This window comes from Pacificoceanicola niger (assembly GCF_048553275.1).
In the GTDB taxonomy this organism is placed as follows: domain Bacteria; phylum Pseudomonadota; class Alphaproteobacteria; order Rhodobacterales; family Rhodobacteraceae; genus Pacificoceanicola.
In genome coordinates, this window is the sequence record NZ_JBLZMW010000003.1 from 284,117 (window position 1) to 303,603 (window position 19,487).

Below are 19,487 nucleotides of genomic sequence, written 5' to 3' on the forward strand. Positions count from 1 at the left end.
TCAATGCCCCGGCCCGCCGCGCAACCGCTCAGGCCGTCAGTGATTGTCGCGTGGCAGATCGCGCGCCACTTTCTGATAGGCCGTCGCCAGTTCAAGACAGCCACCATCCGCGAGTTGCCCCACGTGCTTGCGATAGATCTCCTGCCACGGGGTCTGGCTGCGGATCTCCGGCGCTTCCCATGCGTCGATCCGGGCCTGCCATTCGGCTTCGTCCACCAGCGCATCCATTTTCGAGTTGTTCAGATCGAGCCGCACCCGATCCCCCGTTTTCAGATGGGCCAGACCGCCGCCGACAACCGACTCGGGCGAGGCGTTCAGGATAGATGGCGATTCGGATGTCCCGGATTGCCGCCCGTCCCCAACCGTCGGCAGATGATTGATGCCCTGCCGGATCAACGCATCGGGCGGCTGCATGTTGACCACCTCGGCGCTGCCGGGATAGCCGACGCAGCCGACGCCGCGAATGAACAGGATGCTTGTCTCGTCGATTTCCAGCGCCGGATCGTTGATCCGGTCGTGGTAATCCTCCGGCCCTTCAAAGACGACGGCGCGGGCCTCGTAGACGCCCTCGTTGCCGGGCTCCGAGAGAAAGCGCTTCTGGAAGTCCGGCGAGATCACCGAGGTTTTCATCAGCGCCGAGTCGAACAGATTGCCCGAGAGCACCTTGAAGCCCGCGTTCTGGCGCATCGGCTCCGCTACGGTCTTGATGACGTCGACATCCATACTCTCGACGCCCGCAAGGTTCACGCCCATCGTGTTGCCCGTCGCGGTCATGACACCCTCATGGATGCGGCCCGCCTTCATCAACTCGCCCATCACCGCAGGCACGCCGCCCGCGCGGAAGAAGCTCTCCCCCAGATACTCCCCGGCGGGCTGCATGTTGACCAGCAGCGGAACGTCAAAGCCGACCGTCTGCCAGTCCTTCACGTTCAGCTCGACGCCCGCATGACGCGCAACCGCCTGAAGATGCGGCGGGGCGTTGGTGCTGCCGCCGATGGCGGAGTTGACCACAATGGCGTTCTCGAATGCCTCGCGGGTCAGGATGTCGGAGGGTTTGAGATCGTCGAGAACCATCTGCACGATACGCTTGCCGGTCTCGAAGGCCATGGCCATGCGCTCGCGGAAGGGCGCAGGGATGGCGCTGTTGCCGGTCAGGGACATGCCAAGCGCCTCTGCCATGGCGTTCATTGTCGAGGCCGTGCCCATGGTGTTGCAATGGCCCAGCGACGGCGCGGAGGCGCAGACCCGGGACATGAATTCTTCGTAATCGATCTTGCCTTCGGCCAGCAGGCGGCGCGATTCCCAGACAATCGAGCCGGAGCCTGCCCGCTTGCCTTTCCACCACCCGTCCAGCATCGGACCGCCGTTCAGGGCAATCGCCGGCAGGTCGGCCGTCGCGGCGCCCATCAGCATCGCTGGCGTTGTCTTGTCACAGCCTGTGGTCAGGACTACGCCGTCGATCGGATAGCCGTGCAACACCTCGACAAGACCGAGATAGGTCAAATTCCGGTCCAGCGCCGCGGTCGGCCGCTTGCCCGTCTCCTGAATCGGATGCACCGGGAACTCCATCGGAACCCCGCCCGCTTCGCGGATGCCTGCCTTGATGCGGTCCATCAGGAAGACGTGGATCTTGTTGCAGGGCGCAAGATCGCTGCCGGAGTTGGCGATGCCGATGATCGGCCGCTCGCCTTGCAGCTCCTCGCGGGTGAAGGTGCTGTTCTGATAGCGCTCGACATAGAGCGCGGTCATGCCCGGATTGTTTGGATTGTCGAACCACTCCTGCGAGCGGAACCGTTTGTTGGCGCGCGTATCTGACATGATGTCCTCCCGAATAACAGGGGCGCGCGACATCCGCGTCTACCCACTGGCTTGCAGCAGCATTTCAATTTGGTATACCAAATGCAAGAGCTACTCACACCCTACGGGAGGAGATGGGATGAGAACTGCCATTTTGGCGTTCGTGCTGATGGGCGCGAGCGCCCTGCCAGCCCTTGCGGACTTTGACCTCGACAAGACGAAGACCTGCCTGCTGGAGGCCCAGTCGAAGAAGGGAAACCCCGCCATCTGCATCGAAGAGGCCCATGCGCCCTGTCTTGCCGAACCTGCGGACAGCCCCAGCCTTGCCGCGCTGTGCTTTACCAAGGCGCGTGAGACATGGAGCACCGGGATCACCGCCGAGATGGATGCAATCAAGGCGGGCGCGCCGGAGCAGATCGCCGCGATTGCCGGGATCGAGCTCAAGTACGATCTGATCGCCAGCCTGACACAGTGCGACCGCATGGAAGAATTGGCCCTGCTTGGCGATATGCCCGCAGAACGCTTGCAACGCGATATGGCGCGCTGCCAGGCGAGCAGTTCCGGCCTTGCCTACGCCCGCTTGCTCTGGCGTGCGTCCACCCTGCCCGTTGAGGACAAATGACATGATCGAAGAACCGCCGTTTCTGACCCTTATCAAGACCGCCCCGCGCCCGACACAGGCCCAGATCGACGCCTTCAAGGGCCTGCCGACCGGGTTCATTTGCGACGCGATGAACGGCAAGGGCGCGCTCGACACCGCCATCGGCCCGATCGGCTTTGGCCGCGATTATGACTGCACCGCCTGTGGCCCGGCGCTTGTCGCGGACAATGGACCGGCGGAAATCCTCGCGACGCTGGCGGCGGTGTCGATGATCAAGCCCGGCGACGTGGTGGTTGCCGCAGTCGATGGGCATCAGGGCTGCTCGGCCTCGGGCGATCAACTGATGGGGATGATGAAGAACGCCGGCGCGGCAGGCTTTGTCACCGACGGGCCGATGCGCGATTACGAAGGGATCGTGGACGTCGGCCTGCCTGCCTTCTGCACCGGCCTCAACCCGAACTCACCCTACGGCAGTGGCCCCGGCACGGTCGGCGGCGCGGCGGTGGTTGGTGGCAGCCGCATCGCCACGGGCGACATGATCATCGCGGACCGCAGCGGCGTCGTCGTCGTGCCCTTCGAGGAGATCGACCGGGTGCTCGCCAAGCTCGAAGAGGTGAAGGCGATGGAAGCCGAGCTCGAAGCCAAGGTGGCCAGCGGGTTCTGCGCCCCGCTGGGCCTCGACGCGCTTGTTGCCGAAGGCAAGGCAGTTGTGAAGGGCTGACCCCCGGACCAGGGATTTCGCCGCGCTGCGCGCGTCGACCGGCTGCGGTTCCTGCGGAACCGCAGCCAACGCGCCTCAGGGCGCGGTCGGGGGCTCCGCCCCCACGGCTCTGCGAGCCTCCCCCGAGGTATTTTCGGACCAAAGACGAGATGCCGCGCCCGTGGAACCGCCGAGTTCGCAAGCCTGCTGCGGCGCCTTTCTTGGCCTACTTCACGGAAAAGGCGCTCTTTGCGCCGCCAGACATCTGTGTCTTGAAGATTGAGGTGTTGTCCTTTGCAGGCGGAAGCGGCATCAGCACCGGCACATCCGCAAGCCGTGGCGTCAGGCAGGGCGTGCCCGTGACGATACGGCTTTGCAAGTCCTCCCAGAACCCGCGCTGACCGAGCGCGTGAATGTAGCTTGCCCCGCCAAGCAAGGGCCAGGCATGCGCCGCCGCCAATTCGTAGAACAGGATCAGCCGCGCCCGGTCCGAGACATTGGGCGCCGAGCCATGAAGAATACGCACATGGTGCACCGTCATGCTGCCAGCCTTGCCCGTCAGGGTCACGGCCTTGTCCATTTCGAACAGCGGATCGTCCGGGTCGATTGCGCCACAGAACACGCCGTCGTTGTGATGGCTCAGAACCGGGCCGAGCTGCGATCCGGGAATGACCATCAGGGGGCCGGTATCCTCGTCCACATCCGCGAGGTTCAGGCCAAAGGCCAGCAGGCTGTCATTGGTGTGTGGGTAAAACGCCCAGTCCTGATGCCATTCGACCGCCGCACCACCGCCGGGAGCCTTTGTGTTCAGCTTTGCCGTGTTGAGGTAGGTATCCGGTCCCAGCAGATCGGTCAGCACGTCGGTCACCTTGGACCGGGTCAGAATTTCCCAATAGTACGGGTCGATCTTGTGAGGCAGTTTGATACGGGTCAGCCGTGGATTATCCGGTCCGTGGCCCTTGTCGAGGTCATAGCGTTCGTTGCTTTCGGTGACAGTCCGGGAGGCTTCGATCAACCCCTTGGTGATGTCCTGCAACTTCGCCAACTGCTCCGGGGTCAGCACATCCTCAACCATGAGGTAGCCGTTTTCCTCGAAAAAAACTTTCTGATCCTGCGTAAGCATCGTGTTGCGCCACCCAATTTGCCGCCGATGGTATCGATACCAAGGCTGGTGAAATCGTTACCATCGCCCTGTCTCGACCGTCAAGACAGCGGGTCGAACCGGTCTGAACGGCGAACCTGAATGGCGACGATGCGCGCCAGGGCGCAGAACGCGGGGATCATGGCGCTGGCATTATCCGGACCTGGCGATATCTGGTTTGACGGGGCTGCGGGCGTGAGCTGAGAATTTTGTTTGGAAAGTTGGCAAGGGATCAGCCGACGGGTTGCGGCTTTGGTTCTTGGGAGGCCCTCGGCTCCAACGTGTATCGACATCGGCTGTGCTCTGCTCCAGCCCGGATCGGGGAGCAGGGGGCGCTGCCCCCTCGGCTCTGCGAGCCTCACCCCCGGGATATTTGAACAGAGAAGAAGCGCAAGGCGCCGACCCTGGCTTCTTCTCTTTCACAAACACCCGGGGGCCGCAGGGCGGGCGCTGCGCCCCATCCCCTTTTCCAAAGAGAGGCGTCCGCGTCAGGCGCCTTTGCTGACTTCCTCTTCGAGGTCCATGCCGTTCAGCCGAGCGACATGATCGGCCAGGAACGGTACGTAATCGTCGGCGTGGCCAATCGCCTCCACATGGGAGAAATACTGCCGCGTGGCCGAGGCGATCAGGGTCAGCGCCCCGGCATCCGCCGCCATGGCATTGGCGTAGCGCACATCCTTGGAGGCATTGGCGATGGTGAACTTGTGGGCGTCGCGATTGCGGTCCACGGCGTAGCTCATGAATGTGTCGAAAAAGCCATTGCCGAGCCGGGATGAGCCGATCACCTTTTGCACCGTCTGCGGCGCGATGCCGACCTTGGCGCCCAGCACCGTGGCTTCGGCATAGAGCGCGGCATAGGACATGCTGATCAGGTTCATGAGCAGCTTCATCTTGTGGCCTGCGCCGGTTCCGCCGACGCGGTTGATATTGCCCGCCCAGCATTCGAGGATGGGGAGGACCTTGGCATAGCTGTCATCATCCGCGCCGACCATGGCATCCAGCGTCCCTTCCTCCGCCTCTTTCGGGGTGCGGCCAAGTGGGGCATCGACGATTGTGCCGCCCTTTTCGGCCAGCGCCTCGGCCAGCTTCATGGTCGAGACCGGATCGGCGGTGGAGCAATCGACGACGATCAGGCCGGGGCGTGCACCCGCCAGAAGACCGTCCTCACCGTGATAGACCGCTTCGATCTGCGGCGAGTTGCCAAGGCACAGGTGGATGACGTCGCATTGCTCTGCCATCTCGCGCGGGGTCTGCACCTCCGTTGCGCCCATGCTCTTGAGGCTCTCGACCGGATCGCGGTTGCGGTTGCCCTTGATGACCAGCGGATAGCCGCCCTGCAGGATGTTCTTGGCCATGCCGTGGCCCATCAGGCCCACGCCGATAAAGCCCACTGTGGGTTTGTCTGACATTTTTTCTCCTCCCGTTTTGCGTATTATTCTGCGGCTTGCGCCAGCGCCTCTGGCGGCAGCATCTTGCCGGGGTTCAGGATCCCCTTGGGGTCCAGTGCCTGCTTGATGCTGCGCATGTACGCCAGCGCGGGGCCATGTTCGGCCACCATGTATTTCTGTTTGCCGAGGCCGACGCCGTGCTCTCCAGAGACCGTCCCGCCAAGCCGCAGCGCGGTCTTGGCCAGCGCTTCGGTGAACTCTTCTGCCCGGGCCATTTCCTCTGGGTTGTTCGGGTCGATGCTGAGCCCGGCGTGAAAGTTGCCATCCCCGACATGGCCTACGATCGTGCTGGTCAGGCCGAGGCGTACGGCGTCGTCCTGGGCCTGCACCACTGCTTCGGCCAATTGGCTGATCGGCACGCAGACGTCCGTGGGCCAGATATGCTTGCCCGTGCCCAGCGCGGCAGAGGCGTAATGCGCGCTGTGGCGCATCTTCCACAGGGCGTTACGATCTTCGGCGCGGCGTGCGGTCTTCCAGCCTTCCGCCCCGAAGTCTTCGGCAATCTCGGCGAAGAGCGCCATCTGCTCGGTTACCCCCGCCTCCGAGCCGTGGAACTCCAGAAACAGATGCGGCATTTCCGGCAGACCGGCATCCGCATAGGCGTTGAAACCGCGCACCATCATATGGTCCAGCAGTTCGATCCGCGCCATGGGCAGACCCGACTGGATCGTCAGGATCACGCAGTTTACCGCCTCCTCGACGGAGGCAAAGCGGCAGGTGGCCGCCGCTGTCGCCTCCGGAATGCCCTGCAAACGCAGCGTCAGCTCGGTGATGATGCCAAGCGTGCCCTCACTGCCCACCATCAGATGCGTCAGGTCGTAGCCGGTGGAAGATTTGCGCGCCTTCGTGCCGGTGCGGATCACCGTCCCGTCCGCCATGACCACCTCCAGGGCAAGGATATTCTCGCGCATGGTGCCATAACGCACCGCCGTCGTCCCCGAAGCGCGCGTCGCTGTCATCCCGCCGATCGACGCATCCGCGCCGGGATCGACCGGAAAGAACAGACCCGTGGTGCGCAGTTCCTGATTGAGCGTCATGCGGGTGATGCCGGGCTGCACGACCGCGTTGAGATCCTCGGCGTTCACCTGCAAAACCGCGTTCATCCGAGTCATATCAAGCGACAGGCCGCCCTGAACAGCGAGGTGTTGCCCTTCGAGCGAAGACGCCGCGCCGACGGGCGTGACCGGGCACCCGTCTGCATGGCAGATCTTCAGGATCGCGCTGACCTCTTCGGTTGTCTCGGGATAAGCGACCGCGTCGGGCGGTGTGTTGGGATAATAGGTTTCATTCTGACCGTGCAGGGTGCGGTCGGCCTGTGACGTGACAAGGCGGTCGCCCAGCAAGTCAGACAGGCGGGTTATGGCGGTGGCGATGGTCATGTTTGTTTCAGTCCGGAGTAGAGGGCGAGCGCGACAACAAACAGCATGGACGCCGCCATGAGATAGTTGATGCGACGCTGGTTCGTCTCGCTCAGGTTCAGCTTGTGCAGGCTCGCCCCGGCCCAGAGCCAACCGAGATGAATCGGGATCCAGATCGCGTTGACGATCAACAGCTTGGCGATGGTCTCGAAGGCGAGGTTGTCCGGGGCAAAGGCAAAGCCGGCAAAGAGCGTGGTGTTGACCGCATAGGCCTTGGGATTGATCGCCTGAAGCGCGATCCCGGCGAGCACGGCCGGCGGGGCCTTGGCCTCGATAAAGGCGAGCTTCGAGCCTGCAAAGGCGATGCGCGACGCGAGATAGATCAGATAGCCTACCGAAGCGATCATCAGCACCGTGCGGATCACCGGCACGGACAGGACGATGGCCGCGACCCCGCTGATCACCGCAAGCGCCACGATATTGGTGCCGAGGAACAGGCCAATCACATAGCGCAGCCCGGCGCGAAACCCGTAAGCAGCGCCAAGTCCCGCCGTCGACAGAACGCCGGGACCGGGTGTGACGATCAGGAAAAACACGGCGGCGGCGAAGGTCAGCATGGGTTTGCCCCGTGCATACCGCATCCGCAATGCGTCGCGCCTGCGCCTGCTGTCATAAGTGCCCTCCCCCGGAATTGCCCGTCTGTCCGGCGGCTGCTTGCATCGCCCGACAAATGGTATACCATTTCATCCAACACGGAATTGCCCCGGAATGTCAACGTCCCGCAGCGGACGAAGCAGGAGGGGCGCGGGAGGACATATGACACTGTTTGATCTAAGCGGGCGCCGGGCGCTCGTCACCGGCTCGTCCATGGGAATCGGTCTGGCGCTGGCGCGCGGGCTGTCGCAGGCGCGCGCTAACCTCGTGCTGAACGCGCGCAACCCCGAGCGCCTCGAAGAGGCCGCCGAAAGCCTGCGCGCCGAGGGTGCCTCGGTGGACACCCTGCCCTTTGACGTGACCGACGCCAAGGCCGCCCGCGCCGCCATCGACGGTTACGAATCGGCCAACGGCGCCATCGACATCCTCGTGAACAACGCCGGGATGCAGCACCGCACCCCGCTGGAGGATTTTCCCGCCGAGGACTTCGACAGGCTCATGCGCACCAACGTCAATTCGGTGTTTTATGTCGGGCAGGCCGTTGCGCGCCACATGATCACCCGCAAACGTGGCAAGATCATCAACATCGCAAGCGTACAGACGGCCCTCGCCCGTCCCGGCATCGCGCCCTACACAACCTCCAAAGGCGCGGTTGCGAACCTGACCAAGGGCATGGCGACGGATTGGGCCAAGTACGGCCTGAACTGCAACGCCATCGCGCCGGGCTATTTCGACACGCCGCTGAACGCGGCGCTGGTTGCCGATCCCGAATTCACCACATGGCTGGAAAAGCGCACCCCCGCCGGGCGCTGGGGCCGCGTAGAAGAGCTTGTCGGCGCCTGCGTTTTTCTTTCATCCGACGCTGCCAGCTTCGTCAACGGCCATACGCTGTTTGTCGATGGCGGCATCACCGCCAGTCTCTGACCGCAGAACAGGAAACCGTCCATGCTGCCGCATCAAAACACCGATCCGAATGCCTGCCTCGTCGGGCGCATCTGGCGCCCCGGCGTCGGCCCCGCCATTGTCACCCTACGCGGTGACACGGTCGTCGATATCACATCGCGCGCCGCGCCGACCCTGTCGGACCTGCTCGATCTGCCCGATCCCGCCGCCCATGTCCGCGCGGCGCAGGGCGAAGAGGTTTGCACACTGGCCGATCTCGCGGCCGCCTCGGTCGAGAGCGCAGGCCCGGACGCCCTGCGCCTGCTCGCGCCCGCTGATCTCTCCGCGATCAAGGCCTCCGGCGTCACTTTCGCCGAGTCGATGGTCGAACGGGTGATCGAAGAACAGGCTGCCGGTGACGCCGACCGCGCCGAGGAAATCCGCGCCCGGGTGAAAACCGCCATCGGCGACAGCCTCTCCGGCATCGAGCCGGGCAGCGAAAAGGCCATGGAGGTCAAGCGCGTGCTGCAGGCAGAGGGCCTGTGGTCCGCCTATCTGGAGGTTGGCATCGGCCCGGACGCCGAGGTCTTTACCAAGTGCCAGCCCATGGCCGCCGTTGGCTGGGGCGCCGCCGTTGGCCTGCACCCGATCAGCACATGGAACAACCCGGAGCCGGAGATCGTCCTTGCGGTCAACGCGCGCGGCGAAATTCGCGGCGCGACTCTCGGCAATGATGTCAACCTGCGCGACGTCGAGGGCCGCTCCGCACTGCTGCTGGGCAAGGCCAAGGACAACAACGCCTCTGCTGCGCTTGGCCCCTTTGTGCGCCTGTTCGACGCGGATTACGGCATGGACGATGTGGAGAACGCCGAGCTGACGCTCACCGTCACCGGCGAGGACGGCTTCGAGCTCAACGGGCACAGCTCGATGAACAAGATCAGCCGCCGCCCCGCCGACATCGTCGCGCAAACCATTGGTCGCCATCACCAATACCCGGATGGATTTTTCCTGTATCTCGGGACGCTCTTTGCCCCGATCCAGGACCGCGACACACCAGGGCAGGGTTTTACCCACAAGCTCGGCGATGTGGTGACGATTGCAGAGCCGAAACTCGGCGCGTTGCAAAACACCGTGCGCCTCTCGACCGAAGCGCCGGAATGGACCTTTGGCACGCGGGAGCTGATGCGCAATCTGGCCGGTCGCGGCCTGCTATGAGTTGCTTTCTCAGCCTTGGTGAGATCATGGTGGAGATGGCCCCGGCGGACGGGGGCCTGTTCCGCAAGGGCTATGCTGGAGACACGTTCAACACCGCGTGGTACACCCGCCGCCTGCTGCCCGCTGACTGGGACGTGTCTTATGGCACGGTGGTCGGCACCGATGCGGTCTCGGACGATATGCTGCGCTTCATCGCGGCGCAGGGGGTCGGAACGGACACCATCCGCCGCGACCCCGCACGGACAGCCGGGCTTTATATGATCAGCCTCGATAAGGGAGAGCGCAGCTTTTCCTACTGGCGCGGGCAATCGGCGGCCAGAACGCTGGGCGACGATCCGGCCTGGCTTGACGGCATTTTGCAAGGGACGGACGTCGTGCAGGTCTCCGGCATCACGCTGGCCATCCTGCCCCCCGAAGGCCGCACGACGCTTTGCGCCGCCCTCGGCCGGGCGCGGGCCAACGGCACCCATGTCGCCTTCGACACCAACCTGCGCCCCCGCCTGTGGGAGGATGCGCAGACCATGGCCGAGGGGCTCAAGATGGGCGCGGCCGTCTCCGACACCGTGCTGCCCAGCTTCGACGAAGAGCAGCTCTGTTTTGGCGACATCACTCCGGACGACACCATCGCCCGCTATCGCGCGCTTGGCGCGACGACCGTCGCGGTCAAAAACGGCTCGGATATCTGCCATGTCTGGTCCGAGGCAGAGGGCGATTTCCGCTATGACCCGCCTGCGGTTGCGCAGGTCGTCGACAGCACCGCCGCCGGCGACAGCTTCGGTGCGGGTTTCCTTGCGGCGCGTGCAATGGGCGGCTCGGTGGCGGAGGCCACAAAGGCCGCCGCGAGCCTCGCGGCGCAAGTCATCCAACAACGCGGCGCGCTGGCGCCACAAATCTTCGAGGGAGGAAACACATGAACGTTCTCATCATCGGCGGCGGCGGCATGGTCGGCCAGAAGCTCGCCCGGAAACTGGCCAGCCTTGGCGAATTGAACGGCAAGCCGATCAGCAAGCTGACCCTCGCCGACATCAATGATCCCGCCCGGATCGACGCCCCCTTCCCGGTCGACTACACGACCTGTGACATCTCGGACCGCGCGTCCGTGGACGCCACGATTCCGGCGGATGTGGATGTGATCTACCTGCTGGCCGCCGTGGTCTCGGCCCACGCCGAAGAGGACTTCGACTTCGGCTACAAGATCAACATGTACGGCACGATCAACGTGCTGGAACGCGCCCGGGCGCTTGGCACCCGGCCGCGCCTTGTCTTCACCTCCTCCATCGCCGTGTTCGGCGGTGAGGTGCCGCAGCCGTTTACCGACAATTCCGCGCTCAATCCGCAGATTTCCTACGGCGCGCAAAAACTCATCGGCGAACTGCTGGTCGAGGATTACAGCCGCAAGGGGTTTATCGACGGGCGCGGTTTCCGCCTGCCGACGATCTCTGTCCGGCCTGGCGCTCCGAACCGCGCCGCCTCCGGGTTCATGTCGTCCATCTTCCGCGAGCCGCTGCAGGGCCAGCCGGCCAACTGCCCGGTGGACCCGGACTTCACGCATTTCTATCTCTCGCCGCAGCAATGCGTCGAGAACCTCGTCACCGCTGCGGAAATCGACGAAGAGGCCTTTGGCAAACGCCGCTGCATGACCATGCCGGGCCGGGTCTGGACGATTCAGCAGATGATCGACGCCATGACCGCCGTCGCGGGCCCGGAGCCGGCCAAGCTGATCACCTGGAACCCGCAGCCCGAGATTCAGGGCATCCTCGATGGCTGGCGCAACGACATCCGTCCGGAAAAGGCGGAAACGCTCGGCCTCAAGGCCGACAACAGCTTCGAGGACAACATCCGCTATTTCCTCGAAGACGATCTGCCGGGCTGATGCCCATCGCAAGCGCCGCCCTGCTCCCGGGCGCGGCGCTTGCCCATTCTCAATCCATCCGGCGCATGCTATCGCCCTCCCATGAGCACCCCCAAGCCGCCCTTTCTGATCGGCATCGACGGTGGCGGCACCGGCTGCCGCGTGGCCATCGCGACGCCGGATCTCAAGATCATCACGCGCGCGAACGGCGGCCCGGCAAATGCCTTTACCAACCGCGCCGGGACCATTCGAAACGTTCTGGACGCACTTGGGCGTGCGGCGCGGGACGCAGGTCTGAGCGATACGGAGATGCGCGGCCTGCCGGCCCATGCGGGACTTGCCGGGGTGATTGCACCGCATATTGCCGACGCGGTGAAAGCGGCGCTGCCGCTGACCCGGCTCACGGTCACAGAGGATCGCGAAACCATGCTCGCCGGGGCGCTGGGAGACCGCGACGGCAGCCTTGCGGCCATTGGCACCGGCAGCTTCTTTGCCCGGCAGAGTGGCGGCGGTTTTCGCAGCATCGGCGGCTGGGGCTTTGCCCTGTCCGATGAGGCCTCGGGCGCGTGGCTTGGCCGGGCTTTGCTGCGCCGGACCCTGCAGGCGCAGGACGGGGTGATCGCGGACGAACCACTGCTTGCTCAGATCCTGCAAGAGCTTGGCGGCCCCACAGGCATCGTCACCTTCGCCGCCAAGGCAGGCGCCAGCGATTATGCCGCCCTCGCCCCGCGCATAACCGCAGACCCGCACGGAACGGGCGCCGCGCTGATGGCCGAGGGTGCCGTGCAGATCGTGCAGGCGCTGAGCGCACTTGGGCATCCCCCCGGCGCGCCGCTTTGTCTGTCTGGCGGGCTTGGCCCGCACTACGCCGGGTATCTGCCGGAGGCGCTCGCCATGGCTCTCGTTTCCGCCGAGGGGTCCGCCCTTGATGGCGCCCTGCGCCTCGCTGCCCGACAATCGCTCTAACCAAGGACCGCCCCATGCGCGACATCACCGCACCGGAGATTTTCGACGGCACAACGCTTTATACCGACCATGCCCTTCGGCTTGACGGAGAGACGCTTCAGGCCATCGTTCCCCGCGCCGATGCCCCGAACGCCGAGCCTCTGGACGGCACGATCCTGCCCGGTTTTGTAGACCTGCAGGTCAACGGCGGCGGCGGCGTGCTGTTCAACGACGACACCAGCGTGGAGGCCCTTGTCCAGATCGCCGAGGCCCATGCCTCAACCGGCACCACGGCGCTCTTGCCGACGTTGATCACCGACACGCCGGAGCGCAGCATCCGCGCGGTGGATGCGGTGGCGGAGGCGATCGAACGCGGCCTCCCCGGCATCATCGGCCTGCACCTCGAAGGTCCGCATCTGTCGCTTGCCCGCAAGGGTGCGCATGATCCGTCCCTGATCCGGGACATGACCGACGCCGACGAAGCCCTCCTGTGCGAGGCGGCCCGCCGCCTGCCCAATCTCATGGTCACGATAGCGCCCGAAGCGGTCCCTCTCGGTCGCGCGCGCAGGCTCGCACGGGCGGGCGTGATCCTCTCGCTCGGCCATACCGATTGCGACTATGACACCGCGCGAGCCTATTTCGCCGCCGGGGTGCGCTGTGCCACTCATCTGTTCAATGCCATGAGCCCGATGGGCAACCGCGCGCCGGGCATGGTCGGCGCGGTGCTCGATGATCCGGCGGTCAGTGCCGGGCTGATTGCCGACGGGTTTCATGTCCACCCCGCCGCGATGCGCCTTGCGCTTTGCGCGCCGAAAACCGACGGCAGTCTGTTCCTCGTGACCGATGCCATGGCGACCGTCGGTTCACAGATCACCGAATTCACCCTCAACGGCCGCCGCGTTCTGCGCCGGGAGGGGCGGCTGACGTTGGAGGATGGGACGCTGGCCGGGGCCGATCTGACCATGCCGCAGGCGCTTGGCATCCTCGCCGGACTGCCATTGCCCCGCGCCCGCGCGCTGGCCATGGCGACCAGCCTTCCCGCCCGCCTCCTGGGCAGACCCGCAAACCACGGCCACCTGCGCCCAGGTGCGGCGTTTCATGCCATCCGGCTGGACGCCACCGGCCGATTTGCCGGGAGACTCTGACTGCGGCCTGCCTCTGCCCGCCGCCGGTATCAGGCGCTGAACAGGTCCTTGTAGGCATCGCGCAGGATGTTTTTCTGGACCTTGCCCATGGTGTTACGCGGCAGTTCGGGCACTGTGATGAACTTGCGCGGATGCTTGAAGCGGGCGAGGCTCTCCGCGCAGGCAGCCGCCATCAGGGTCTCATCAGGGCTCGCGCCCGCCTCCGGCACCACAACGGCCACCACCGTCTCGCCGAAATCGGGATGCGGCACGCCGATCACGGCCGTTTCCAGAACGCCGGGTTGATCGTCCAGCACCAGCTCGATTTCCTTTGGATAGATGTTGTAACCCCCGGAAATGATCAGGTCCTTGTTGCGCCCGACGATGGTGACATAGCCATCCTCGCCTTGTGTCCCGAGATCACCGGTGATGAAGAAACCGTCCTCGCGCAGCTCTGCGGCTGTCTTCTCGGGCATTTGCCAGTACCCCTTGAAGACGTTGTCGCCGCGCACCTCGATCTGTCCGACCTCCCCGCGTGGCACCTCTGCGCCAGTTTCCGGATCACAGACCTTGAGCTCCACCCCCGGCAACGGCAGACCGACGGTCCCCGCGCGCCGCTCGCCCTCGTAGGGGTTGGAGGTGTTCATGTTGGTTTCCGTCATGCCATAGCGTTCAAGGATGCGATGCCCGGTGCGCTCTTCAAAACGAACATGCGTCTCCGCCAGAAGCGGCGCGGAGCCGGAGATGAACAGGCGCATGCCCTGCGTCAGGTCCTTGTCGAACCGCGCATCGTCAAGCAGCCGGGTGTAGAAGGTCGGCACGCCCATCAGGGTCGTCGCGCGCGGCATCAGCGCTATCATCTGGTCCAGATCGAACTTCGGCAGGAAGATCATCGCACCGCCCGCCAGAAGCGTCACGTTCGACGCCACGAATAACCCGTGTGTGTGAAAGATCGGCAGCGCGTGCAAAAGCACGTCATCAGACGTGAACTGCCAGTGTTCGACCAGCGTCCCGGCGTTGGACAGCAAGTTCTTTTGCGTCAGCATCGCCCCCTTGGAGCGCCCCGTGGTGCCGGAAGTGTAGAGGAACGCGGCAAGGTCATCCTCCGCCCGCGCCACCGTTTCATAAACCTCCGGCTGGCTTTGCGCCGCATCGGTGAGCGTGCCGCTGCCATCCGCGGCCAGCGTCATGAGCACCGCACCAAGCCCTTCGACCATTGGCCGCAGATCCCCGGCCCTGGACGGATCGCCGACAACCATGCGGGCCCCGGAGTTCTCCGCGAAATACGACAGCTCATCGCGGGTATAGGCGGTGTTCAGCGGCAAAAAGACCACCCCCGCCTGCACACAGGCGGCGTAAAGCGCCAGCGCTTCGGGAGATTTTTCCACCTGCGCCGCAAGTCGATCGCCGGGAGCAAGCCCCGCACCACTGAGCACATGCGCCATCCGCGCAGCCATCCGCAGAAAGCGATCATGGCTCAGCGTCTCGCCACTGGCCAGATGCAGGAAAGGCGTATCCTTGCCGGCGTGTTTTCCGAAGAGACGGTCGAAAAGCGGATTCATGAGGTGATTTCCTTCAAGGCTGTCTCGGCGGCGGAGGCGAGGCTGCGCACCTCGGAAGCGGTGGCAATCTCTCCGGCTGCCGCGAATTTTTCGTGGTTTTGCGACACGCGGGACAGATCGTAAAGGTAATTGACCATGACCCCGTGCGATTGTTTCAGACCGTTTGGCGCGGTATCCGCCTGCGCGTGCAGGGCATGGACCTGCGCTCCGTTTCCCAGATGAAAGCGCGCGACCGGATCATCCGGAAGCCCGTTCGGACGTTTGGCCCGCGTCAGGTAATAGGCCGCAAGCTGACGCAGCTTGAGATCATCGGAGGTGTCGACGGTGACGGGCTGCGCATCGAGCCAGCGGGCAAAGCCGGGGATCGGCGAGAGCGTGACAAAGGTCTTCAGGCCCGGAAGGGCGCTGGACAGATCCGCGGCCACCTGTTTGATCAACGAATTGCCAAAGGAAATCCCGGCAAGCCCGGCCTGACAGTTGGAAATCGAATAGAAGACAGCGGTGTTGGCCTGCTCTGCCGACAGGATGTCGCGCGCCTCGGCGAGCAGCCCCTGCACCGAGCCGGGCACCCCTTTGGTCAGGGCAACCTCGACGAAAATCAGCGGCTCGTCCGGCATCGCGGGGTGAAAGAAGGCAAAGCAGCGCCGATCCTCTGGCTGCAGCCGCCGACGCAGATCATCCCAGCTGTGGATTGCATGGACCGCCTCATAGGCGATGATCTTTTCAAGGATATGCGCCGGGCTTTCCCAACTGATCGGGCGCAGCACCAGAAAGCCGCGATTGAACCAGCTTGCAAAGAGATGCCGGAAATCGAGGTCCAGCGCCATCAGCGCATCGTCCCCGCGCCCCAGCCGGAGCAAATCCGCCCGCATCCGCACCAGTTGCCGCGTCGCCCCCGGCACCTGGTTCAATCGCCGGACCAATTCCTGGCGCGGCGGCTCGGCAGCGGCGGCGAAGGCGCGGTAGCTGGCCTTGTCCGAATGTGCGGCATAGGCATCGAGGGCCGCGCGCACCGCAGCGGGATCAAGGTCCAGATCGGTCGCGAGATGGCGGAAGAAACCCAGCTTTTCATCGTCGTCCCAGCCAGCATAACGGTCGATGATCTGCCGGGCCACCGCCTGCCCGGTGACCTCCCCGGTCGCGCCGACAAGCGCGGCGGTCAGATCTTCTGTCTTGCGCCCGTCCTGACGGGCAAGGCCAAAGCGATACCGGTTGTCAAATACGTTCGAGAGAAGATCGGCAAACAGACTCATCTGGCGGCTCCCATTACAAGGTCCGGCAACCATGTTGCCAGCCCCGGAAAGAGGCACAAGAGCACGATAGCCAAAACCATGCATCCAACGAAAGGAATGCTGCCGGAAAGGATGGTCTTGAGCGAAATGTCCGGCGCGATGCCGTTGATGACATAGAGATTGAGCCCCACCGGCGGCGAGATCAGGCCGATTTCCATGTTGATGGTCAGCACGACCGCAAACCAGATCGGATCGAACCCGGCGGTTTCGATGATCGGCAGCAGGATCGGCGCCGCCATCAGGATCACCGCCACCGGCGGCAGGAAGAACCCCGCGACCAGCAGGAACAGGTTCACCGCGATCATCAGCACCCAGCGGTTCACCTCCAGCTCTCCGATCCAGGCCGCGATGCTCTGCGTGATGAACAGGGAGGACAGCATGTAGGAGAACACCCCGGCGGCGGCGATGATGAAGAGGATCATCACGCTCTCCCGCGTCGAATCGCGCAGCACGGTCCAGAGCGCCCTCGGCGACCAGAGTTTGTAAATGATCATCGCAACCAAGAGGCACATCAGCGCGCCGACGGCGGCGGTTTCGGACGGCGTCGCGATGCCGCCGTACATGGCATAAAGCACGCAAAGGATGATGAAGAGGAACGGCAGAACACGCGGCAGGATCTCGATCCGCTCGGCCCAGGTGTAAGAGCGCGAGGCAAGCAAGGCGCGATCGCCGGACCGGGCCGTGGCATAGATCGACCAAGCCATGAACAGCGCCATGAGCATCAGTCCAGGGATCACCCCCGCGAGGAACAGCCGCCCGATGGAAGTCTCCGTGGCGATGCCGTAGACGATCATGGTCACCGACGGCGGGATCAGGATACCCAGCGTGCCACCCGCCGCAATGGACCCGGCGGCGACGCCATCGGGATAGCCGCGCTTGCGCATTTCCGGGATGCCCATCTTGCCGATGGCGGCGCAGGTGGCCGGGCTCGACCCGGACATGGCGGCAAAGAGCGCGCAGGCCCCGAGGTTCGAAATCACCAAACCGCCGGGCACCCGCGTCAACCAGCGTTCAAGCGCTTCATAAAGGTCGGCGCCGGCGCGGGTGGAGGCAATGGACGCCCCCATGATGATGAACATCGGGATCGACAGGAGCGCAAAGTTGTCGAGCTTGCCGAACAGGATTTCCGGCATGAGTTCAAGCGAGCGCGCGCCGTCAAAGATCAGCAGGAACCCCGCCGAGACGATCAACAACCCAAGCGCCACCGACACCCCGGAAAACAGCACCACGATCGTGGCAATGGCGACAAAAGCGCCAAGCAAAAGCGGATCCATCAGTTGGTCTCCCCAGCGTCAGACGTGTCTTCAAGACCAAAGGGCGCTTCGACCCCGGTCAACATGGCGATCAGGTCGGCGATCAACTGCAACAGTAGCAGCGCAAAGCCCACGGGGATCGAAAGATAGGGAATCCAGAGTCTTACACCCCAGACCGTGTCCGACTTCCAACCGCGCTCCCAGGCGAAATGCCAGTAGTCGTAGCCATAGAACAGCATGATCGCGACGATCACGATGGACAGGCCAAGCGTCAGCGTCGCCATCGCCTTGCGCAGCCGGTGCGGCAACGCCAAAGGCACCAGATCGACGTTCACATGGCCGCGCAGCCGCTGCACATAGGACAGCCCGATAAGCGTCGCCGCGATCACGAGGTAGATCACCGCCTCCGTCTGCCACACGGTCGAGCCGTTCAGCACGAAGCGCACCCAGATCATCTGGCAGGTGATCGCCACCGCCGCGACGATCATGCCCGCCGCACACCAGCCCGCCAAAGTACTGAGTGCGTTCACGCCTCGCAAAAATGGATTGTTCCCGGTCTGCGCAACCGCGCCGCCGATCTGGCCCGCCATGGCCACCCTCCGTCCTGTCAGGAATTGTCTTCAATCAGGGCAAGGGCGACGCCTGGCCGCCCCCGCCGGTCCGCTCACTCGACCGAAAGCGCCAGATCGAGCAGCTTCTGCCCGTCCGGTGTCTCTTCGACGAAGGCTTTATAGGACGTCTGCTGCGCAAGCGCGCGCCAGGCGTCGAACTCCTCGGCACTCATCTGCGCGATCTCCACACCGTTGTCGGCAAAAACCTTGGCGCTCTCGGCGTCCTGCTTCTTTGCTTCTTCGAGGTAGTAGGCCTGCGCCTTCTCCCCGCCCGCCTGAAGCGCCGCCTTCTGCGCGTCGGTCAGCCCGTCATAGGTGCTCTTGTTGATGAGCAGCGGCTGATACATGAACCAAAGCGCATAATCCCCCGCCGGGGTGTAGCATTTGACCTGCTCGTAAATCCGGTAGGACACGAATGAGGACGACGAGGTGTTCGCCGCGTCCAGAACGCCGGTCTGCATGGCGTTGTAAATCTCGGAAGACGCCATCGACGCGATTGACGCACCGGCCCCGGCCAGCATCTGCTCGAAAGCCTTGCCGGCGGCACGGGTCTGTTTGCCCTGCATGTCATCCGGCCCGGTGATGCAGGCATCGCGGCCCGCAAAGCCCCCGGCGAGATAGCCATGCACCAGCACCATGACATCGTCCTCGGCCATGATGTTTTCGATCTCGCTCATGAATTCGCTGTCGTTCATCCGCGCGGCGTGGTCGTGGTTCTTCACCAGACCGGGCATCAGCGTGAGATTATAGGCTGGCTGCTGACCGCCAGCATAGGACAGCGGCAGAACCGTCATATCAAGCTGGCCCCGGCTCAGCGGCTTGTACTGCTCGCGCGCCTTGAAAAGCGAGCCGGACGGAAAAATCCTGATATCCAGATCGACATCCGCAGCGGCCACCTCATCGGCGACGATCTGCGCGACCTGATGACGGACATCGCCGGTTGACCACTGGTGCGACAGGCGCAGTTCGGCGGCGGATGCGGCGATGCCGGTGGCGCACAGCGCCGCGGCTGCCACGGTGGCAGACAAAAAGTGCTTCATGATTTTCCTCCC

Annotated in this window: 18 protein-coding genes; 8 read left to right on the forward strand and 10 right to left on the reverse strand. The window is 64.2% G+C overall.

Translation table 11 applies throughout. The annotated features are described in order from the left end of the window. Window positions 1–36 precede the first annotated feature (36 nt). On the reverse strand, window positions 37–1,818 hold the full coding sequence (locus ACN2XU_RS06220; RefSeq protein WP_419409541.1) for an IlvD/Edd family dehydratase: 1,782 nt from the start codon (window positions 1,816–1,818) through the stop codon (window positions 37–39). Window positions 1,819–1,936: 118 nt separating this feature from the next. Between ACN2XU_RS06220 and ACN2XU_RS06225 the strand changes: the two genes are divergently transcribed. Beyond that, the gene (locus tag ACN2XU_RS06225) at window positions 1,937–2,419 is read left to right on the forward strand and encodes a hypothetical protein (protein WP_419409542.1); all 483 of its coding nucleotides are present in this window, start codon (window positions 1,937–1,939) and stop codon (window positions 2,417–2,419) included. A 1-nt stretch (window position 2,420) separates the two neighbouring features. Continuing rightward, entirely contained in the window at window positions 2,421–3,119 is a 699-nt protein-coding gene (locus ACN2XU_RS06230; protein WP_419409543.1) for an RraA family protein, read from the forward strand. A gap of 205 nt (window positions 3,120–3,324) precedes the next feature. On the opposite strand, the gene ACN2XU_RS06235 is transcribed toward ACN2XU_RS06230, so the two are convergent. From ACN2XU_RS06235 to ACN2XU_RS06250, 4 genes are all read right to left on the reverse strand, one after another. After that, window positions 3,325–4,221: a phytanoyl-CoA dioxygenase family protein gene (locus ACN2XU_RS06235; protein WP_419409544.1), complete on the reverse strand. Its 897-nt coding sequence runs from the start codon at window positions 4,219–4,221 to the stop codon at window positions 3,325–3,327. A 506-nt stretch (window positions 4,222–4,727) separates the two neighbouring features. Beyond that, window positions 4,728–5,648, reverse strand: coding sequence for an NAD(P)-dependent oxidoreductase (locus ACN2XU_RS06240; RefSeq protein WP_419409545.1), 921 nt, complete (start codon window positions 5,646–5,648; stop codon window positions 4,728–4,730). Window positions 5,649–5,671: 23 nt separating this feature from the next. Further along, window positions 5,672–7,066: an FAD-binding oxidoreductase gene (locus ACN2XU_RS06245; RefSeq protein ID WP_419409546.1), complete on the reverse strand. Its 1,395-nt coding sequence runs from the start codon at window positions 7,064–7,066 to the stop codon at window positions 5,672–5,674. After that, a complete protein-coding gene (locus ACN2XU_RS06250) occupies window positions 7,063–7,662 on the reverse strand; it encodes a LysE family translocator (protein ID WP_419409547.1) in 600 nt (199 codons plus the stop codon). Before ACN2XU_RS06250 ends, ACN2XU_RS06245 begins: the two co-directional genes overlap by 4 nt. 199 nt (window positions 7,663–7,861) lie before the next feature. Between ACN2XU_RS06250 and ACN2XU_RS06255 the strand changes: the two genes are divergently transcribed. From ACN2XU_RS06255 to nagA, 6 genes are all read left to right on the forward strand, one after another. Next, window positions 7,862–8,623: an SDR family oxidoreductase gene (locus ACN2XU_RS06255; RefSeq protein ID WP_419409548.1), complete on the forward strand. Its 762-nt coding sequence runs from the start codon at window positions 7,862–7,864 to the stop codon at window positions 8,621–8,623. Between the two features lie 21 nt (window positions 8,624–8,644). Further along, window positions 8,645–9,796: a fumarylacetoacetate hydrolase family protein gene (locus tag ACN2XU_RS06260; protein WP_419409549.1), complete on the forward strand. Its 1,152-nt coding sequence runs from the start codon at window positions 8,645–8,647 to the stop codon at window positions 9,794–9,796. After that, a complete protein-coding gene (locus ACN2XU_RS06265; protein ID WP_419409550.1) occupies window positions 9,793–10,710 on the forward strand; it encodes a sugar kinase in 918 nt (305 codons plus the stop codon). Before ACN2XU_RS06260 ends, ACN2XU_RS06265 begins: the two co-directional genes overlap by 4 nt. After that, the gene (gene denD, locus ACN2XU_RS06270; RefSeq protein ID WP_419409551.1) at window positions 10,707–11,669 is read left to right on the forward strand and encodes a D-erythronate dehydrogenase; all 963 of its coding nucleotides are present in this window, start codon (window positions 10,707–10,709) and stop codon (window positions 11,667–11,669) included. Before ACN2XU_RS06265 ends, denD begins: the two co-directional genes overlap by 4 nt. Window positions 11,670–11,750: 81 nt before the next feature. Continuing rightward, a complete protein-coding gene (locus tag ACN2XU_RS06275) occupies window positions 11,751–12,614 on the forward strand; it encodes a glucosamine kinase nucleotide-binding domain-containing protein (RefSeq protein WP_419409552.1) in 864 nt (287 codons plus the stop codon). 14 nt (window positions 12,615–12,628) lie between these two features. Then, on the forward strand, window positions 12,629–13,738 hold the full coding sequence (nagA, locus tag ACN2XU_RS06280) for an N-acetylglucosamine-6-phosphate deacetylase (protein ID WP_419409553.1): 1,110 nt from the start codon (window positions 12,629–12,631) through the stop codon (window positions 13,736–13,738). A 29-nt stretch (window positions 13,739–13,767) separates the two neighbouring features. Here the strand turns inward: nagA and ACN2XU_RS06285 are convergent, their stop codons facing one another. From ACN2XU_RS06285 to dctP, 5 genes are all read right to left on the reverse strand, one after another. Further along, the gene (locus tag ACN2XU_RS06285) at window positions 13,768–15,279 is read right to left on the reverse strand and encodes a malonate--CoA ligase (RefSeq protein WP_419409554.1); all 1,512 of its coding nucleotides are present in this window, start codon (window positions 15,277–15,279) and stop codon (window positions 13,768–13,770) included. Next, complete coding sequence (locus ACN2XU_RS06290; protein ID WP_419409555.1) at window positions 15,276–16,532, reverse strand: malonyl-CoA decarboxylase; 1,257 nt, start codon at window positions 16,530–16,532, stop codon at window positions 15,276–15,278. Before ACN2XU_RS06290 ends, ACN2XU_RS06285 begins: the two co-directional genes overlap by 4 nt. Then, a complete protein-coding gene (locus ACN2XU_RS06295; protein ID WP_419409556.1) occupies window positions 16,529–17,845 on the reverse strand; it encodes a TRAP transporter large permease in 1,317 nt (438 codons plus the stop codon). Before ACN2XU_RS06295 ends, ACN2XU_RS06290 begins: the two co-directional genes overlap by 4 nt. Next, window positions 17,845–18,414 carry a TRAP transporter small permease gene (locus ACN2XU_RS06300; RefSeq protein WP_419409557.1) on the reverse strand — a complete coding sequence of 190 codons (570 nt, stop codon included), beginning with the start codon at window positions 18,412–18,414 and terminating at the stop codon, window positions 17,845–17,847. Before ACN2XU_RS06300 ends, ACN2XU_RS06295 begins: the two co-directional genes overlap by 1 nt. Window positions 18,415–18,488: 74 nt before the next feature. Further along, window positions 18,489–19,475, reverse strand: a complete 987-nt coding sequence (gene dctP / locus ACN2XU_RS06305) for a TRAP transporter substrate-binding protein DctP (RefSeq protein WP_419409558.1) — start codon at window positions 19,473–19,475, stop codon at window positions 18,489–18,491. Between the last annotated feature and the right edge of the window lie 12 nt (window positions 19,476–19,487).